We start from the raw sequence: 15689 nt of genomic DNA on the forward strand, positions 1-15689 counted from the left end.
CCCGCGGAGCGGGTCCCTACGGCCCGTTGGGCCTCCGTTCGCGATCGCCCGCTGGGCGATCGGCGGACCCGCTCCGCGTGTCCGCACCCGGGCTTCGCCCGGGTGGGCCCGGCGCTTCGCGCTCGGGCTGGCATCACTCCGCTTCGCTCCATGATGCCCGTGGCTAATGCCTGCTCAAGTCATTGAGCTGGTCTTTTGGCTGATCTCACAACGGGCTGACTGGGGTGATGGGTGCCGCGCTGGGGCGCGTGCGGGTCGGCTTCACTTCTACCAGATTGGTCTAGACCGTGGTCCAGTCCACTGTTTCGACCCCTCGGGGGTCCGGTGTGCGCTACCCTCGAAGGGTGAGCAACGATCCTCGGTGTATCAGTCTTGAAGTGTCAGGTGATCCCGCCGGATGCGGGGTCCGGATCCGTGTTTTCGAGTGTTCGCCGGAATTCGTGACCGGGGACTGATATCCTGCCGGATGGTCGCTTCTATCGGGCTTGATTTCCGGTCGTCTCGATTCCCGGTCCGATCCGTCGAATGTATCAGTACGGCACTGTCAGCATTTCCCGCGTGGTCCCTGGTGTGGGCTCGGGAATGGGTGAGGGGAGACACGTCTTCGTGAACGTCGTGAAGCCTGGCCTGATGGCCGCTCAGTCCGCCGCCGGCATCTCGCTGCGCGGGCACCAGGAGGAGGCTCTGGAGGCCATCGTGCGGGGCCTGACGCCCCGTCCGGGGCACCTGACCCCGGGTGGGCTGCGGGTGACGGTGCAGATGGCCACCGGCTCCGGGAAGTCGTACGTCGGGGCCGCGGCCGGGCAGAAGCTCGCCCCGCGTGGGACGGTGCTGGTGGTCGTCCCGACCTTGGACCTGCTGGTGCAGATGATCGGCTCGTGGCGGGCCGCGGGCCGCTCCGGGGACATGCACGCCGTCTGCTCGCTGATCGACTCCGAGCTGCCGTACGGGGTGATGGCGACCACGAGCCCGCTGATGATCGGCATGTGGCTGTCCCACGCGGCCAAGCACCGCCGGCCCACCACCCTGTTCGCCACCTACACCTCGGTCGGCGCGGTTGCCGACGCCTACGCCTACTGGGCGCAGCGGGCGGGTTCGGAGGGTGAGGTGCTGCCGCCGCTCGCCCTGATGGTCTGTGACGAGGCGCACCGGTCCTCGGGGAGCGTGGAGAAGACGTGGACGGTGGTGCACGAGCAGGGGGAGATTCCGGCGGAGCGGCGGCTGTACATGACGGCGACGCCGCGGATCTGGGCGCCGCCCAGCAGTGCCATGCGGCGGCGTGAGGATGCCCTGCAGCCGCTGCCGGAGGAGCTGGCGGTGTCGATGGACGACCAGCGGATCTACGGCCCTCACGTCTACTCCCTGGGGCTCGCTGAGGCGATCGACCGCAAGCTGCTGGCGCCGTTCGAGGTCGTGGTCCTGGAGCTGCGCGACCCCCTCGGCGACCGGAAGGCCGCCGAGCGGCAGGGCGTGCCGTGGGGACCGGGCGTGGGTGAGGCGCTGGACGGGAGTGAGGACGAGGTGCCGGCCGAGCGGATCGCGGCGATCCAGGCCGGGCTCGTCAAGACGATGGTCGAACGGGGCCTGGAGCGGTGCATCACGTTCCACAACCGCACGATCGAGGCCCGCTACTTCGCGGAGACGCTGAACCAGACCGTCGAGAAGCTGCACTTCGACAATCCGAAGAAATATCCGGAGGAATTCTGGGTTCAGTGGCTCTCCGGTGAGCACGACGTGGATTTCCGCAAGGAGGTCATCGCCGAATTCGGGGGCAGCGGTGAGGAGGACGGTCTGCGGCACCGGATTGTTGCTCAGTGCAGGGTGCTCGGCGAGGGAGTGGATATCCCGGACGCTGATTCTGTTCTCCTGCAAGGCCGGGGAAGCATGGTGGATATCGTCCAGGCCATCGGCCGGGCCCTTCGCATGAAGCCCGGCCAGGGAAAGACAGCGAGCCTGATCGTGCCGGTCTTCCTCAAGCCCGGAGAGGAGCCCGGGGATATTCTGGAGTCGGACAGTTATGGTCCGCTGGTTCGTATTTTGACGGCTTTGAGGTCGCATGACGCACGGGTGGTGGAGGCCCTCGCGGTGCCGCAGAAGTCGGGCAAGCGTACGAAGGGGCGTAGCGCGGAGGCTGTCTCAGGTCCTGGTGAGAGCTGGTCTGGTGAGGTTGGTGCGGGTGGTGGTGGGGCGTTCACGTTGCCGGTGCGGTTCCAGTCGCCGGTGGATGAGAACGTGTTGGCGCTGTTCATCGCCTCGCGGGTGCTGACGGGTGAGAACCAGTTCTGGCGGGAGGGGATCAACCACGCCCGCCGGTGGTTCGAGGAGACCGGAGGACTCGATGTTCCCTATTCCGCGATGGTCGGGGAAGAGGGAAAGTTTCCGCTTGGAAAATGGGTTTCTGATAGGCGTTGTGAGCATTCTCGTGGTGAATTGGCGCGCCACCGGGTCGACATGCTCGATGCGCTCGGGATGATCTGGTCGGTCTCCGACGCCCGTTTCGAGGCCGGTCTCGACTGGGCCCGGGTCTGGGCGAAGGAGCACGGCGGTTCGCTGGCCGCGCCGGCGCGGGCGTCGGTCGGCGGGTACGCGGTCGGCACGTGGCTGTCCGAGCTGCGGGCCGCCGCGCAGGTGCCGACCGGGGAGCCGGGCGCGCTCGCGCCGGAGCGGCGCCGGGCGCTGGAGGAGATCGACCCCTTCTGGTGCCCGGTGTGGCCGATCACCTGGCAGCGCGCGTACGCGGTCGCCAGGTTGTGGTGGCTGGAGGCCGACGGCCGCGTCGACTGGCCGTCGCTGCCGCTGGAGACCGTGTACGAGGGTGAGCAGCTCGGCCGCTGGGTGCGGGCGCAGCGGGCCGGCTGGCCCGGCCTGGAGGAAGACCAGCAGGGCCTGCTCGCCGCGATCGGCATCGAGGAGGACCAGGAGCTCGCCACCGCACGGGCTGCGGCCGCGACCAAGCCTAAGGTGTCGCGCGCCGACCGGTTCGGCGCCGGCCTCGCGGCGCTGGCGGCCTTCGTCGAGCGCGAGGGCCACGCGAAGGTACCGCGCACGCACAAGGAGGGCGGCACGTCGCTGGGCACCTGGCTCAACAACCAGAAGGCCCGGCGGGACAAGCTGAGTGAGGAGCAGCGTGGGCAGTTGGAGGCCCTTGGGGTGGCCTGGTAGAGCCGTACCCGCCGGGGTCGGCGGGTACGGCTGGCCTGTACGCTGCTTCGGCCCCGAGAAGGCGTTGGAGGCCGTCACCCTGCTGTGGGTGGCGGCCTCCAGGCGTTGCTGGCGCCAGGCACGCCAAAAGTCGTCTTCCTTCAGACAGTGGTCGCCGCGTTCGCCGTGCTCCCGTCCTCAGCCTGAGTGGGCCGGGCGGCCTGGATCGCCTCCTGCAGCGCGGCGAAGGCCTGCTCGGCGTGGGCCCGCACGCTGTCCCACGCGGTGGTGAAGTCGGTGATGGGGAAGTCGAGGCCGAGGTGCTCGTGCGCTTGGAGCAGGGCGGGGGCCGGCTTGGTGTGGATGGTGGAGTTCCGCAAGTGGCGTATCTGGTCCAGGGTGTGCACGGCTTCGCGGACGACGTTCTGGTCGATGGCGGGCAGTTGGGCGACCAGGTGTTGTTCGAGTCGGCCGAGGGCGTGCGGCGGGTTTTTGCCCGGGACCTTGAGCTTGCCGAGGAGCTCAGCGAGAACGGTCACGCCGGTGTGGAAGTCGGCTTCGGTGGCCGCGGGCAGGGCGAGGCGGCTGGAACGGTCCATCGGCGGGCGGTCCACCATCGAGGTGCCGACGACCAGTTCGTGGGTGACGTCGAGGAAGTTGGCCGCGCGCAGCAGAGCCCGGGGATCCCCGTACGGCAACGTGGCCAGGGGCTCGGGCTGGGCGAGGGCGGCCGAGACGGCCGTGAGGTAGTCGTCGGTGGTGTGGAAGTCTGCGGCGGAGAGGTAGCCCAGTGTGGCGTTACCGGTGCCCGCGCCGGGGGAACGGGAGAAGCGCAGGCCCGGCCATTCGTGTTCGGCCACGGCGGCTGCCCAGGGAAGGTAGATGGAGCCGCCATCGTCGCCAGAGCCATGAATCGCTTCCGCGAGGCCCATGTTGAGGTTGGGCACGTCGAAGGGGTGTCGCAGGATCTCTTCCTGCGCCTTCGTCAGGGCGCGCATGTAGGCGAGCAGCGCGCGGGTGATCCCGACCGCAATGTCCCCGTCGGCATGGTGGAGGCCGGCGACGGTCAGCCACACCTCCGCTTCCGGCGGGATATGTGTGCCCTGATGGTGCCAGCCGACCGCGCCGTACCCGTCCCCGCCGGCGCGCAGATGGCGTCCGAGGGTCGGGAAGCTGTGCAGCACGGCTGCGGCGTTGTGACCGGCGCGGCGCATCACGTACTCGACGTAGGCGTAGACCGGGAACCGCTGGCCTTGCTGGAACGACTTCCAGATCGTGTTCACCAGGAGGGACTGCGGTTCGTCCAGGGGGTCCAGGAGGCTACTCAACACCATCTCCAGCGTGGCTTCGTCGGCGGCGTCCTCGTGTCGGAGGCGCGCCCGGGGCCGCCTATCCTCCTCCGCCAGCATGGCCGGGCGCTCGTACTTTTCCCTCCCCGGCTCACCACCAGGCCGGTTCGACGTCGGCGTCCTGGTCGTCGTCTTGGCCGCGGCCAGCGACCTGGTGGCCAGCTTGCAGCGCCTGGGTCTCATCGCGGAGCAGCTCGGTGATCCAGTCGGCGACGCCGGCGGGGAGGCGCACGGTGCGCTGTTCGATTTCGTACGGGGTGCCGATGGTCAGCCAGACGTCGGCGGCGGCGCCCGTGCCGGGTGCGGCGGCGCGGTCGGCGAAGGTCTCCAGGGCGTCGGCGAGGTCGGTGGCGGCCGCCTCGCTGTCGTTGTCGGTGTTCACCAGCTCGCCGAGCCGTGGGGGTCGGTCGGCTCCGGGCTCTGGCGGATCGCGTTGGGGTGGTGGAGATACCAGCCCCAGTCGTCGAACCCTGCGCCCCAGCGGACCAGTGCGACCCAGGTGGTGGAGCCCTGGTGCAGGCGCCAACTCTCCACCCTGCCAGGCCGCCAACGGCCGCCGAGGCGGATCTGCACCCACCGCCAGCGGGGCTCGGCGTCCCAGCACCGGCCGGGCCCGGACATCAGCTCGCGCGGCGCCCGCTCGGCGTCGCCGGGCTGGTGCTCCGGGTGGCCGGGGTGGGAGCGGGAGAACGGAACTGCGCTGGTCACAACCCCACGGTAAATCGAACAGGCATTCCTATTCAAACGCTGGGGCGGCGCTTGCGAGGGCCAGGGCCTGCGTGTCGCGCAAATCCGGCAGACACCTGTCGCGCAGGCCTGGCTCTGCAGCCTTCCCCGTGAGGCTCAGCGGATCAGCTTGTTCAGCACGGGGACGCTGACTCCCAGACCGGTCAGACCAGCGAGGACCGCGCCTGCGGCCGGCCCGCCGCTCAGGAAAGTCAGCCCGCCGACGATCATGCCGATGAAGGCCGCCGCGAGGAGGACAATGGCGGCGTGCATAGTCAGGAACGGCCCAGGATCCGGCTGGGACTGCGGGGGCGGGGCGGACGAAGTCACTGTCTCCTCCATGGTCTTGTCGGTAATTCAGACGCCCGCTTCTACGTCTCGCCGGGCCAGGTACCCCACGGTCGATTTCACCCGGAGCCGCTCTAAAAGATCTAGAAAAAAGTCCGTGGGGTACCAGGGGTAGGGCCACTTACAAGGGGGCGAACTCGGTTTCGGCGCAGCCTGGGAGCTTGCGAGCGGGGTGGGCCGGGGCCGACTTCGGCCCCTTTCACTCTGAACGGGCCGAGGAGACGACCGAAAGGGGAGGCGATGCAGGGCGACGACGCGGGCGGGCAGTTCGCGGCCGCGCGCGCCCGGGACCTACAACCCGAAGGCCGGTCACATAAAACAGATCTTGGCGCGCCCCTGTCGTCGGACGTCTTCCTGGCCAAGGAGTCCCGCCCCGGCCAGGAGGCGCAGAAGCTGCAGGAGAGCATCGACCGGCGGATGGCCGACCAGCGCATCGTCCAGTTGCTGACAGAGAGGAATTTCGAGGGCGAGCAGTACGACAGGTTCGTCACCGAGCTCGTCCGCTACGGGATCGCCGTGCTGCGGGCCTGGATGCACTCCGGGTACATCTTCAAGCTCGTCGCGCAGCGCGGCTTCGGTCTCAGCCCGCACGAGCTGGAGCTGGAAGAACTGCACCGCAACAGCGACCTGCGGGAGGAACTGGCCAGCATGACCATCGCGCGCGCCCTGCCGCGCTTCCGCCGTCAGGCGTTCGTTGAAGGCGGATGGCGCTTCGACGGCGGCGCCAGCATCACCACCTACTTCATGGGCGCCTGCGCCTACGACTTCCCCAACGAGTTCCGCCTGTGGCGCACCAGCGAACGACGCCAGTCCCTGGCGCTCCGCCGCCAGCAGGCCGTCTACGAGGAACCGGTCCGCACCGTGAGCGTCGCCGACGAAGTTCTCGGCAACCTGCGCGTGGTAGCCGACATCAAGGGACTCGATGACCCGCGGGTGCGAGCCGCCGTGGCAATGACCATCGACGGCTACACGCAGGAGGAGATCCGGGAGGTTCTGGACGCCAAGACCGTCCGGGCCATCGAGGGACTGCTCTACCGGTGGAGAACGAAGGCCAAGCGAGAAGAGGAGCGTGGTCACCGTGGATGACGACCAGGACTTCGAAGCGCTGCTGGAACGGTCCTCACTCGGGTCTAAGGGCGCCCGTCAGCTGCGGGCGCGCACCACACCGGAGCGGGCCGACAACATCCGGCGCATCATCGAGCTGCTATCCCTCGCCGAGCGTCCCGACCTGACTGCGGCCGAGCGTGAGAACGCCGCCCGGAAGCTGGTCGGCCTGGCCCACTCGATCGGCAACCCGCAGTGGTGGTACCGCCTGGCGGACGCGGTCGGCCACGTGCACACTCTGACCGAGCTGTCGGAGCTACTCGAGGAAGCCGGCGACCTCCCGGGCGCAGTGACGCTGTACATGGCAGCGGCCGATGCCAGCCATGCCAGTGTCTCGGCGAAGCTGGCGACGCTGACGAAGATGCGTGAGAAGGTCGAGGACTTCGAATATGTGGCGGTGTTGAATCGCGCAGCCATCGATGTTCTCCGCGCCGACGCTGCGGCGCGCAAGGAGCCACGCGACATCCAGGCAAGTAAGATCACATTCTACCTGTATCACCTCCAGCAGGGCGGGGTGTACGCGATGGTCCTCCAGCTCGCTCGTCACCCCGAGGACGTCTACCTGGTCATGGAGAACCTTCCAGAAGACCAGCTCAACGCTGTGCAGAACTGGTTGCGGACCACGTCGCAGGAAGCCGACGGTGGTGAGGAAGCCATCCAAGAGCTCGTCTCACCCCGACGACTGGCAGCAGGGGTCGTCAAGGCGATACTGAACATCAAGTCGTTCAACGAGCACGTCCACCACTGAGGTTGAGCCGATCTCACTCCGAACAAGGTGGCTCCAGCGATGGGCCGAGGCCCCTGCGCTCGCCCAGGTGTGCTGGGACCTCGTTGAACGCCGGCCAGCCGGGCAGCGCGGTCAGGGCCTGCGGTTGAGCAGCAGGGCGAGGAGGGTGCGGGCTTCGCGGCGGCGGGCGGGGTTGGGGGCGGTGATGGCGGTGAGCGCGAGGGCGGTGAGGGTGAGCAGGTAGCCGGTGGCCGAGGTGGCCAGGGCAATGGCGGCGGGGTCGTAGGCGGGGGACATCGGCGTCTCCGTTCGGGTGGGGTCCGCCCGCGCCAGTTCGGCGCGGGCGGGGATCGGCGGGCGGGTGGGTCAGCGGGAGGCCAGTTCCTGGAGCTGGTCGGCGATGGCGTCGGTGGGCAGGCTCGAAAGGCTCACTCAGAGGCGAGTTGAATTTGCGAACGGTGAATTGGCGCGCCACCGGGTGGAGATGCTGGAGCAGCTCGGCATGATCTGGTCCGTGAGCGATGCGCGGTTCGAGGCCGGGTTGGACTGGGCGCGGGTGTGGGCGAAGGGGCACGGCGGTTCGCTGGCGGCGCCGGCGCGGGCGGCGGTCGGCGGGTACGCGATCGGGGCCTGGCTGGCGGGGCTGCGGGCGGCGGCCGAGGTGCCCGAGGGCGAGCCGGGGGCGCTCGACCCGCAGCGGCGGGCCGCGCTGGAGGAGATCGACCCGTGGTGGTGCCCGGCCCGGCCGATCGTCTGGCAGCGCTCGTACGCCGTTGCCCGGCAGTGGTGGCTGGAATCTGACGGCCGGGTCGACTGGGCCGGCCTGCCGGTGGAGACCGCGTTCGAGGGCGAGCAGCTCGGCCGGTGGGTGCGGGCGCAGCGGGCCGGCTTCGCCGAGCTGGACCAGGAGCAGCGGGACCTGCTGGCGGCGCTCGGGATCGGGGAGGACCAGAAGCTGGCCGCCGCGCGGGCGGCCGCGGCGAAGCCGAAGGTGTCTCCCGCGCGGACCGGTTCGGTGCCGGCCTGGCGGCGCTGGCGGCCTTCGTCGAGCGCGAGGGGCACGCTCGGGTCCCGCGCACCCACAAGGAGGACGGGACGTCGCTGGGCACCTGGTTGAACAACCAGAAGGCAAGGCGGGACAAGCTCAGCCCGGAGCAACTCGGGCAGCTGGAGGCCCTCGGGGTGGCCTGGTAGGTCCGGCCCCGCTCGGGTCCGGTGTGTCCGTGTCCGGCTGTACGCTGCGGGTGCCCCGAGAAGGCATTGGAAGGCCGTCACCCTGGTGGCGGCCTTCCGGCATCTGAGCGGCCGGTGCCGTGCCGTGCCAGGCCCGGGCCGACGGATGCGAAGGCCTCTTCCCAGCGCTATTGCGTGGGAAGAGGTGTCGCTCCGGCCGACCGGCTTGCCCACCAGAGCTGACCTGCCCGGACGCCTCTGACCGCCGAGCATGGGGGCGACCTCCGGTGCAACCGGCGAAGCAACCGTCCAGCCAACTGTCCAGCACACCGTTCAGGCAACCCCGGCCGGGGCCGGGCACGGACAGCCGCCGTCCGAAGAGTTCACCGGCGGTCAGGACGCCGGCACGGGCCGGCCGCGCCGTAAGCGTCGCCGTACCGGCTCGGTGCCGCGGGGAAGGGCAACGCGCGGATCCCCTGCACCCTGATCACACTGCTGCGCCGCGCCCGGGTGGGGCGCAGCAGTGTGATCAGCGGGCGTGGTTGATGAACATGCGGGATCCGTCGTGCAGGTCGAGGGTGGCGCCGTGTCCGACCGCTGGCGGGGTCGGGCGTGCCGAGTAGATGTCGACCGCTGCGATCTCGCCCGGGTCCGCGGCGAGCAGGGCGGCGACGAGGGCGTGCTCGACGGCGGCCAGGTCGCCCAGCTCGGCGGGCATGGCGGGCCCGGTCGGCTTGTCGCCCAGCACCGGTGCGGGGTCCGACTCGGCGTCCCACTTCTCCCCGGGGGCGCTGACCACCACGATCTGCCAGCGGCTGCTGCGGCCCGCCGCGTCGACGGTGATGCCGTACGGGTGCCGGCCGCCACCCTCGAACGGCTTCGCGGTGGCGCCCGGCAGGGTGGCGGCGGCATCGAGGAGGAGCTGCTGGAAACGGGCAGGGCGCATGAACGATCCTTCGAACGTGGGGGCTCTGCCCGTCACCGTAGTAGCCGCCACGTGCGAGCGCGGACCCGACGTCCTCAACTTCGGCGGCGGCGCCTACGCCTTCGCCTGGCGGCCCTGCCTTCCTGCTCTGGCGATGCTGACCATCCCACCGCCTCCGGTCGCCGGGCCGGTTGTCGCCCCGTGACCGGGGCGGTGCCGCAACCCCGCCCCGGCCGGGCTGGCGCGTTGGTCGGCCGTAGGCTGCCGGGGCCCTGAGAAAGCACTGGAGGGGCCGTCACCTGCGGGTGGCGGCCTTCGGCTTCTCTACCTTGCCGCGCGCTCCGTGGTGGTGAATCCTGCTGCTTCGGGCAGCGGTGCGGCACCGTCCTGGAGACTCCCCGGTATGGACGACAGGACTGTGGGCCAGGATCCGAAGACCGTGGAGAAGAGCCTGGAGGGCACGCTGCCGTGGCTGGTGCCGTCCGGCCTGGCGGCCGAGGCGCTCGCGCAGCTGGACCGGCCGCTGCTGGCCTGGATCCAGGACCCGGACTACAACGAGTTCGACTCCGCCGACTTCTACGCCGAGCACCGCGAGGCCGGCGACAAGCTGTCGAAGCTGGAGAAGCGGATCGCGAAGCTGCCGGTGCGCCAGTCCTGGCGGATGGAGCGGGTCTGGAGTCCGGACGAGGAGAGCAGCGAGGCGTACGAGGCGGCGTACGAGAAGGCGTCGGTGACGATCGGCGACCGTCGGCTGCACCCGCGGGACCTGGACGCTTACGCCACGATCGCCTACGAGGTGGCCGGTCTCCACCAGGAGGAGGACGGCTTCGACGACGAGGACGAGGTGCCCGGCGAGCTGAACGCCGCGCTGGAGTGGGCCCGCGCCGGGGTGTGCGTCCTCCAGCAGTGCCTGCCCTGGCCGTTCACCGATGTCCTGCTCTACAGCGAGCTCGACAACCGGCCCGCCCACCGCATCCTCTACTGCTACACCGACCTGCTGCGCCGCCGCGACCCCAAGGCGGCTGCGGCGTGGTTCACCGCGCTGGTCTACCTCAACCCCAACGACAACCTGGGCGCCCGCTTCATCGCCCCGGGCGGCCCCCAGTACCCCGGCTTCTGATCAGTGCGGAAGGCCGTCACCCTGCGCGTGGGGTGACGGCCTACGGCCCGTTCCCGGCGCCCGCCGCCCGCTCGGCCCCGGCGGCGCGGCCGCCGCTGCGGACAGCTGGCCACCCGCCCCGAACTCGGCGGCCGGGACAGCGCGGGCTGTCCTGGCCGCCGGCCGTTTCACTCCTCCTATCCACCGCCTGGTGCTCCGCCCGGCTGGTCGGCCCGGACCGCGAAGGGGCCGAGGCCACGCCGCTCTCGTCGGTGCGCAGGTACTCGGCCGCCGATTCGGCGATGGCCGCCGAACTTTTCCGGACTAAGGGATCGTCAGGGGCCTGAGGGATGATCTCGGGATGCTTGTGATGAGAAGCGGTGCGGTCGTACTGGCCAAGCGCCCGTCGAAGCCGGCGATCAGTGCGACGGTTGCCAACCTTCAACGTGGCGGGTCCTTGATCCTTGAGCGCCTCGATGAGGAGTCCGGCGACTGGTATGTCCAGGTCTGGATGCGTGAGGACAACACGTTCCAGCTGGAGTACCGGGACGGGGTTCCCGCAGAGCACTTCCAGACCCGGACGGTCTCGCGTGACAAGGTCATCGCGGCCATGCTCGGCTGGGCGAAGAAGGAGCTCAGCTGGAAGGACGCCTTCATGTGGAACAACATCGGGTCGTGGTTCAAGACGGAAAGCTGAGCGATCGACCAATCCGTTGATCATGACCCGTTGCTCTTCAGGACGCGGGGCAGGTGGACGTGGAGGTGCTCGACCTCGACCTGGTGGCCACGATCGCCGCCTGGATGGCGTGCTGGGCGCTGTGGGAGACCTGGTAGGGGTCGGTCTTGGCGTCGTCGCCGGCGAGGGGGCTGCCTGGGGGCACCGTCCAGGGGGTCTCCCGCAGCGGTTCGTACTGGGCCAGGAAGCGGTCGAGGATCTGTGCGGTGGCGCGCAGAGTTTCGGTGACGTCGTCCTTCATGCCCAGACTCTACGGACGCGGATCCGTGGGGCCGGGGAGTTTTCCCACGGGCCCGCCTCCCGGCCGGCTCTGGCAAACCGGGAGGCGGGCCCGTGGGTCCCGGGCCGAGGCCGCGGGGCCGTCACAGCAAACGCGCGGTCAGGCCGTTTCGCTCGTGGCCAGGACCCGGTCGAGGTACTCCTCGCGGGCCGTCTTCTCCAGCTTGCCGTCCAGGCTCAGCGCGCCGCGCAGCGCGTCGGCGCTGACGCCGGCCGGGATGCCGAGTCGGGTTTCGGCTTCCCGCTGGATCTCTCCGAGGGTGTGCTGGGCGGAGGCGGGGTGGTGGCGGATGAACCAGTCGAGCATCTTGGCGACCGGCGCGACGAGTGTGAGGTCGAAGCGGCTGGCGTTCTTGCCGTCCTTCAGGGGCCCCCTCGGGTTGTGGCGGCGCAGGCCGTTGGTGAATTCGTCCAGGACGGCGTGCCGGATGGTCGCGCTGAGCAGGTCGGTGGGGAGGATGCGCTTCAGGTCGGTGGCAACGTTCCAGGCCAGGTCGTCGGCGACCTCCCGCACGGAGGTCTCGTTGCGGCTGCGCAGGACCCACTGCTTGCGCCGGTCGGGGCGCTCCCACAGCTCGTCGAAGAAGTTCTTCGAGAACCGTTCGTGGATCTCGGCGGCGCCCGGGGACAGGTCGTACCGGTTCCCGGTGGTCAGGACGGCCGTGACACCCTCGGCGGAGCGCCGGCGGGCCTCGGCCCAGTCCTGGGCGACCGGCCGGGACCACAGGTTGCGGCCGGAGACGGTGGCCTGCGGGAGCGGCACGCCGCTCTCCCCGCGCGCGACGTAGGCGCGCAGCGTCGAGGCGGTGATTCCTCCCAGGTCGGCCATCTCCGGGGCACCGAGCAGCTGGTCGGCGGCCAGTTCGGGGCAGGCCAGGTTCACCACGCACGCGGACAGGTCCCGGGCCGCCGGGTGCTGCTGGTGGGCCTGCGCCCACAGGGCCAGGTGGTCGCGCCAGCTGCCCGTCAGCGGCGCGTCGGGGGCGAAGCCCGCGACCTTCGCCGTGTAGGCGTTGCCCGGCGTCGCGCCGCCGTCGAGCAGGTCGGCGGCGCTCAGGGTGACCGCAGCGACGACCTTGCGGCGCTCGTAGCGCTGGTGGACGGGGTGCCACACCTGGCCCGGGCGGTACCAGGTGGTGCCGTCCCACCAGTAGCCGCCGGCCCGGAAGAGGAGCTGCGGGCCCCACCACTCGGTGTGCATGGACGAGATGTCGCCGTCGCGCATCAGCAGCACGGTGCGGCCGTGCTCGGGGTGCTGGCGCACGACCCAGCCGAGGTCGTGGCGGATCGGGTCGGTGGTGAACGCCAGCCAGGACCCGTCCTCCCGGATCTCGTCGTAGCGGCCCCACATGCCGTCGGCGACGTTGCGCCCGACCGCCTCGACGGCTTCGGGGCCCTCGTCCAGCGGCAGGTGGGAGTCGTCCACGAAGGGCAGGTCCGGGACGGGGTGGTCGGTCCGGGTGCCGTTGGCCAGCGGACGGAGTTGGTACACCAAGGTGCTGCTCCCTTGTCTCGCTATGTGCTGTAGGTTTCTGCAGCACTGACGGTACACGTGATACAGCGTCAGCACGCGTCTGGTACAGCAACTTCCGGCCATCACGGTCGGGGCCGGGACCAGCACGGCAGCGCGGACTGCCGCGCCCGGCCAGGGCGAACGCCGCCGGACAGGAAGGCCGAACCCGGCCGGGGCCTGCCGCGTCGGCCTACAGGTGCGGGCCGACGCGCAGCACGGTGACCACCGAACCGCCCGGCTCATCGCGGCCGGTGGCGCCGTCGTCGGCGGGGCCTCAGGTCCAGTGGAGGCGCCAGGCACCGGGGCCCTGGTCGACGTAGGAGGTCCTGGCGGCGGTGTGCTCGTGTCCGGGCAGGCAGGGGTGGCGGTGGGTTTTCAGGCCGGGGTGGTGCGGGTCTGCGGCCAGGCGTTCCAGGGCGCGGCGCACCCGGCGCAGCCGGCGCGGGTCGGCGCGGCGGCCCTTCTCCAGGCGTGCCAGGGCGCGGGCGGCGGCGGGGGTGTAGTGCAGTGTCGGCATCGCGGTCTCCTTCGACGGGGGCATGCGAAAGGGCCCCCCGTCGCACGGGGTGGGCCCTGGAAGTCGCCGGGGCCCGGCCTCTCCGTCTGTCCTGGGGTCAGTTCTGGCTGTCGGCCTTGGCGATGCACTGGACGTCCAGTTGGTCGGCGAGGTGGTCCAGGACGGCGCCCAGGCCCGCGGCGGTAGCCGGGTCCAGGCCGGGCACGCCGCCGGCCGCCCAGTCCTGCCAGGTGGCGGCGATGCCGCGCAGCAGGCCGGTGACGTGGTCGGCCGGGACCACCCGGGCTCCGTGCTGGTCGCGGTGCACCGGCAGGAGGAACCGCTGCTCTGCGCCGTTGTGGGATTCCATGGATTTCCTTCGGGGAATTCGGTGGTGGGCAAGAAAAAGGTCCCGGCTGCTTTTCAGCAGCCAGGACCCGGTGTTTTCGGCGACACGAGGTCGCCGCAGGGGTGCTTCTACACCTCGAGGTCTATCCAGTTGAGGCTGTTCAGCGCGACCTTCGCCACGCCCCGGCCTCCGCCAACCCGGAAGTAGTGGTCGCGCAGGCCGTCGGCGAGGATCTCCTCCTGCTCGGCCTGGGTGGCTCCGCGGTCGCGGGCGGCGTAGAGGGCCTGGGCGACGCTGCCGGGCATCCGGAGGTTCTCCAGGAGCCGTTCGCGGGGGTCGTCGGTGGAGTTGGGGTCGGCGTCGAAGCCGAACGTCCCGGAGATGTGGAGCGTGAACCCGTTCTTCTCGGCGTCGCGGCGCACCCGCTGCTTCACCCGCGGCTGCCAGGCCGCCCGGACCGCCTTCTCGACCTTCGCCGCGTTGGCCTTCGTCATGGGGATGTCGCCGGTCAGCTCGCCCTCCGCGGCGGCCTGGAGGGCGTGGGCCCAGCGCTGGGCGGTGCGCACCGAGACGCCGGCTACCTGGGCGAGGCGCTTGGTGTCGTTCTTGGCGACCTTCTCCCACAGGAACTTGACCCGGGTGTTCAGGTGGACCGGGATGGGGCGATTTCGCTCTATTGCACCCCATATCGCCCCGCCTCCCCTGTCCTGAACCGGCGTCCCTTCACGGTCTAGACGTGCCGGCGTGCCGTCGCGACGAAGGCGTTGATCAGTTCCTGGGTCGCGTCCCGACGGACGACCACGTCGGCGCGGTTCGCTGCGCGATCGATCTTGCCGATCGCCGTGAAGGCGTCGGCCGCAGCGGTGGCCAGCTCGGAACCATCAGTGAGCAGCTGGAGGCGGTACAGGGCGTGCTCGGTGTTGGAGCGCAGCTCGAACGAGAGTCTACGCAGGGCGACTTCGTCGTCGGCGTCGTTGCCCTCGTGCACGCAGAACCAGTGGTGCAGCATGGCCCGGCGGAAGTTGACCAGCAGGCCAGCGTAGGTGCCGTAGGTGTCCAACCGCTCCTGGCGCAGCCGTTCCTGACGTGAGTTCTGCTCGGTGCGCTGTGCGGACCGCTGCTGGAAGACGTGCGTTGCCGTCGAACCCAGCAGGGTGCCGAGGACCGCGATGACGGGTGTGGCTATGCCGCTCATGAGGCCCCATGCAACCAGATCAGCAGCACGATCGTCGTGTCGCACGGCCGCCGTCCCGCACAATGATCGGCCATCGATGCGGATGACGAACGCTCGGCCGGCCAGGCCAACCGCTCACTGGCCAAGTGAAGCGCTCAGTGTGCGACATGAGGTCGCACCAGGGAAGTAAGGACAGCCACGTGAAGGAGGTATCGATCGGCTGAACTTCGGGCCAGTGTCCAAGGCCCGTCCCCGCGCTCGCATGCGTCGCTGGCAACGGCGGGGTGTGAAGCCGAGCGTTCAAGCCCAAGAGCACACCGGCCATCGGAGTGCCACAGGCGAGGGGAAGGCCGGACGGGCGAACGCAAGTGAACCCCTGATGATGCCCCGTGACTTCAAGACCGCGTCGATGGCGTGCGGGCGGCGGTCATAGGACCCGGTGCTGGAAGGCACCACGCGACCTTCGGGTAACTGAGCCCGGAGGGAGGACACCGCGGGTCCCGGGGTAGAGGGGGCGCCCACCCCGGCCGCGTCTTACTGGTGCGGAACA

At 70.2% G+C, this 15689-nt stretch carries 19 protein-coding genes and 1 pseudogene; 8 read left to right on the forward strand and 12 right to left on the reverse strand.

Annotation, left to right across the window (positions count from 1 at the left end; translation table 11 throughout):
- Positions 1–606: 606 nt before the first annotated feature.
- Positions 607–3162, forward strand: coding sequence for a DEAD/DEAH box helicase (locus ABTY61_RS22470; protein WP_350506814.1), 2556 nt, complete (start codon positions 607–609; stop codon positions 3160–3162).
- A gap of 140 nt (positions 3163–3302) precedes the next feature.
- Here ABTY61_RS22470 and ABTY61_RS22475 read toward each other — a convergent pair whose 3' ends face one another.
- The 4 genes from ABTY61_RS22475 to ABTY61_RS22490 all read right to left on the reverse strand — a co-directional run bounded on the left by ABTY61_RS22475 (position 3303) and on the right by ABTY61_RS22490 (position 5558).
- Positions 3303–4469, reverse strand: coding sequence for a hypothetical protein (locus ABTY61_RS22475; protein WP_350506815.1), 1167 nt, complete (start codon positions 4467–4469; stop codon positions 3303–3305).
- A gap of 112 nt (positions 4470–4581) precedes the next feature.
- Positions 4582–4872: a hypothetical protein gene (locus tag ABTY61_RS22480; protein ID WP_350506816.1), complete on the reverse strand. Its 291-nt coding sequence runs from the start codon at positions 4870–4872 to the stop codon at positions 4582–4584.
- Complete coding sequence (locus ABTY61_RS22485; protein ID WP_350506817.1) at positions 4869–5198, reverse strand: hypothetical protein; 330 nt, start codon at positions 5196–5198, stop codon at positions 4869–4871. Before ABTY61_RS22485 ends, ABTY61_RS22480 begins: the two co-directional genes overlap by 4 nt.
- A 135-nt stretch (positions 5199–5333) precedes the next feature.
- Entirely contained in the window at positions 5334–5558 is a 225-nt protein-coding gene (locus ABTY61_RS22490) for a hypothetical protein (protein WP_350506818.1), read from the reverse strand.
- A 246-nt stretch (positions 5559–5804) separates the two neighbouring features.
- Here ABTY61_RS22490 and ABTY61_RS22495 point away from each other — a divergent pair, with 246 nt between their 5' ends.
- Both ABTY61_RS22495 and ABTY61_RS22500 read left to right on the forward strand, forming a co-directional pair.
- Positions 5805–6650: a hypothetical protein gene (locus ABTY61_RS22495; protein ID WP_350506819.1), complete on the forward strand. Its 846-nt coding sequence runs from the start codon at positions 5805–5807 to the stop codon at positions 6648–6650.
- Complete coding sequence (locus ABTY61_RS22500) at positions 6643–7416, forward strand: hypothetical protein (protein WP_350506820.1); 774 nt, start codon at positions 6643–6645, stop codon at positions 7414–7416. The genes ABTY61_RS22495 and ABTY61_RS22500 overlap by 8 nt, the downstream gene beginning before the upstream one ends.
- Before the next feature lie 111 nt (positions 7417–7527).
- Here the strand turns inward: ABTY61_RS22500 and ABTY61_RS22505 are convergent, their stop codons facing one another.
- Positions 7528–7692 carry a hypothetical protein gene (locus tag ABTY61_RS22505; protein ID WP_350506821.1) on the reverse strand — a complete coding sequence of 55 codons (165 nt, stop codon included), beginning with the start codon at positions 7690–7692 and terminating at the stop codon, positions 7528–7530.
- A gap of 205 nt (positions 7693–7897) precedes the next feature.
- Between ABTY61_RS22505 and ABTY61_RS22510 the strand changes: the two are divergent.
- Together ABTY61_RS22510 and ABTY61_RS22515 are read left to right on the forward strand one after the other, a co-directional pair.
- Positions 7898–8323: pseudogene (locus ABTY61_RS22510) on the forward strand (helicase associated domain-containing protein); the annotation flags it as partial.
- Positions 8260–8589 carry a helicase associated domain-containing protein gene (locus ABTY61_RS22515; RefSeq protein ID WP_350506958.1) on the forward strand — a complete coding sequence of 110 codons (330 nt, stop codon included), beginning with the start codon at positions 8260–8262 and terminating at the stop codon, positions 8587–8589. The pseudogene ABTY61_RS22510 and the gene ABTY61_RS22515, both read left to right, overlap by 64 nt.
- Positions 8590–9097: 508 nt before the next feature.
- Here ABTY61_RS22515 and ABTY61_RS22520 read toward each other — a convergent pair.
- A complete protein-coding gene (locus ABTY61_RS22520) occupies positions 9098–9514 on the reverse strand; it encodes a hypothetical protein (RefSeq protein ID WP_350506822.1) in 417 nt (138 codons plus the stop codon).
- A gap of 16 nt (positions 9515–9530) precedes the next feature.
- On the opposite strand from ABTY61_RS22520, the gene ABTY61_RS22525 reads away from it, so the two are divergent.
- The 3 genes from ABTY61_RS22525 to ABTY61_RS22535 all read left to right on the forward strand — a co-directional run bounded on the left by ABTY61_RS22525 (position 9531) and on the right by ABTY61_RS22535 (position 11289).
- Positions 9531–9698 carry a hypothetical protein gene (locus ABTY61_RS22525; RefSeq protein ID WP_350506823.1) on the forward strand — a complete coding sequence of 56 codons (168 nt, stop codon included), beginning with the start codon at positions 9531–9533 and terminating at the stop codon, positions 9696–9698.
- Between the two features lie 198 nt (positions 9699–9896).
- Positions 9897–10613, forward strand: a complete 717-nt coding sequence (locus ABTY61_RS22530; protein WP_350506824.1) for a hypothetical protein — start codon at positions 9897–9899, stop codon at positions 10611–10613.
- Positions 10614–10953: 340 nt separating this feature from the next.
- The gene (locus tag ABTY61_RS22535; RefSeq protein ID WP_350506825.1) at positions 10954–11289 is read left to right on the forward strand and encodes a hypothetical protein; all 336 of its coding nucleotides are present in this window, start codon (positions 10954–10956) and stop codon (positions 11287–11289) included.
- Between the two features lie 37 nt (positions 11290–11326).
- Here the strand turns inward: ABTY61_RS22535 and ABTY61_RS22540 are convergent, their stop codons facing one another.
- The 6 genes from ABTY61_RS22540 to kilB all read right to left on the reverse strand — a co-directional run bounded on the left by ABTY61_RS22540 (position 11327) and on the right by kilB (position 15160).
- Positions 11327–11569, reverse strand: coding sequence for a hypothetical protein (locus tag ABTY61_RS22540; RefSeq protein WP_350506826.1), 243 nt, complete (start codon positions 11567–11569; stop codon positions 11327–11329).
- Positions 11570–11707: 138 nt separating this feature from the next.
- The gene (locus tag ABTY61_RS22545) at positions 11708–13099 is read right to left on the reverse strand and encodes a hypothetical protein (protein WP_350506959.1); all 1392 of its coding nucleotides are present in this window, start codon (positions 13097–13099) and stop codon (positions 11708–11710) included.
- A gap of 295 nt (positions 13100–13394) precedes the next feature.
- Positions 13395–13637: a hypothetical protein gene (locus ABTY61_RS22550; protein ID WP_350506827.1), complete on the reverse strand. Its 243-nt coding sequence runs from the start codon at positions 13635–13637 to the stop codon at positions 13395–13397.
- A 97-nt stretch (positions 13638–13734) separates the two neighbouring features.
- Positions 13735–13986, reverse strand: coding sequence for a DUF6213 family protein (locus ABTY61_RS22555; protein ID WP_350506828.1), 252 nt, complete (start codon positions 13984–13986; stop codon positions 13735–13737).
- Between the two features lie 107 nt (positions 13987–14093).
- Positions 14094–14654: a telomere-protecting terminal protein Tpg gene (gene tpg / locus ABTY61_RS22560; protein ID WP_502895403.1), complete on the reverse strand. Its 561-nt coding sequence runs from the start codon at positions 14652–14654 to the stop codon at positions 14094–14096.
- A 41-nt stretch (positions 14655–14695) separates the two neighbouring features.
- Entirely contained in the window at positions 14696–15160 is a 465-nt protein-coding gene (gene kilB, locus ABTY61_RS22565; RefSeq protein ID WP_350506830.1) for a plasmid transfer protein KilB, read from the reverse strand.
- Positions 15161–15689 lie beyond the last annotated feature (529 nt).

Origin of the sequence: Kitasatospora sp. NPDC096128 (genome assembly GCF_040303105.1) — a bacterium.
GTDB lineage: Bacteria > Actinomycetota > Actinomycetes > Streptomycetales > Streptomycetaceae > Kitasatospora.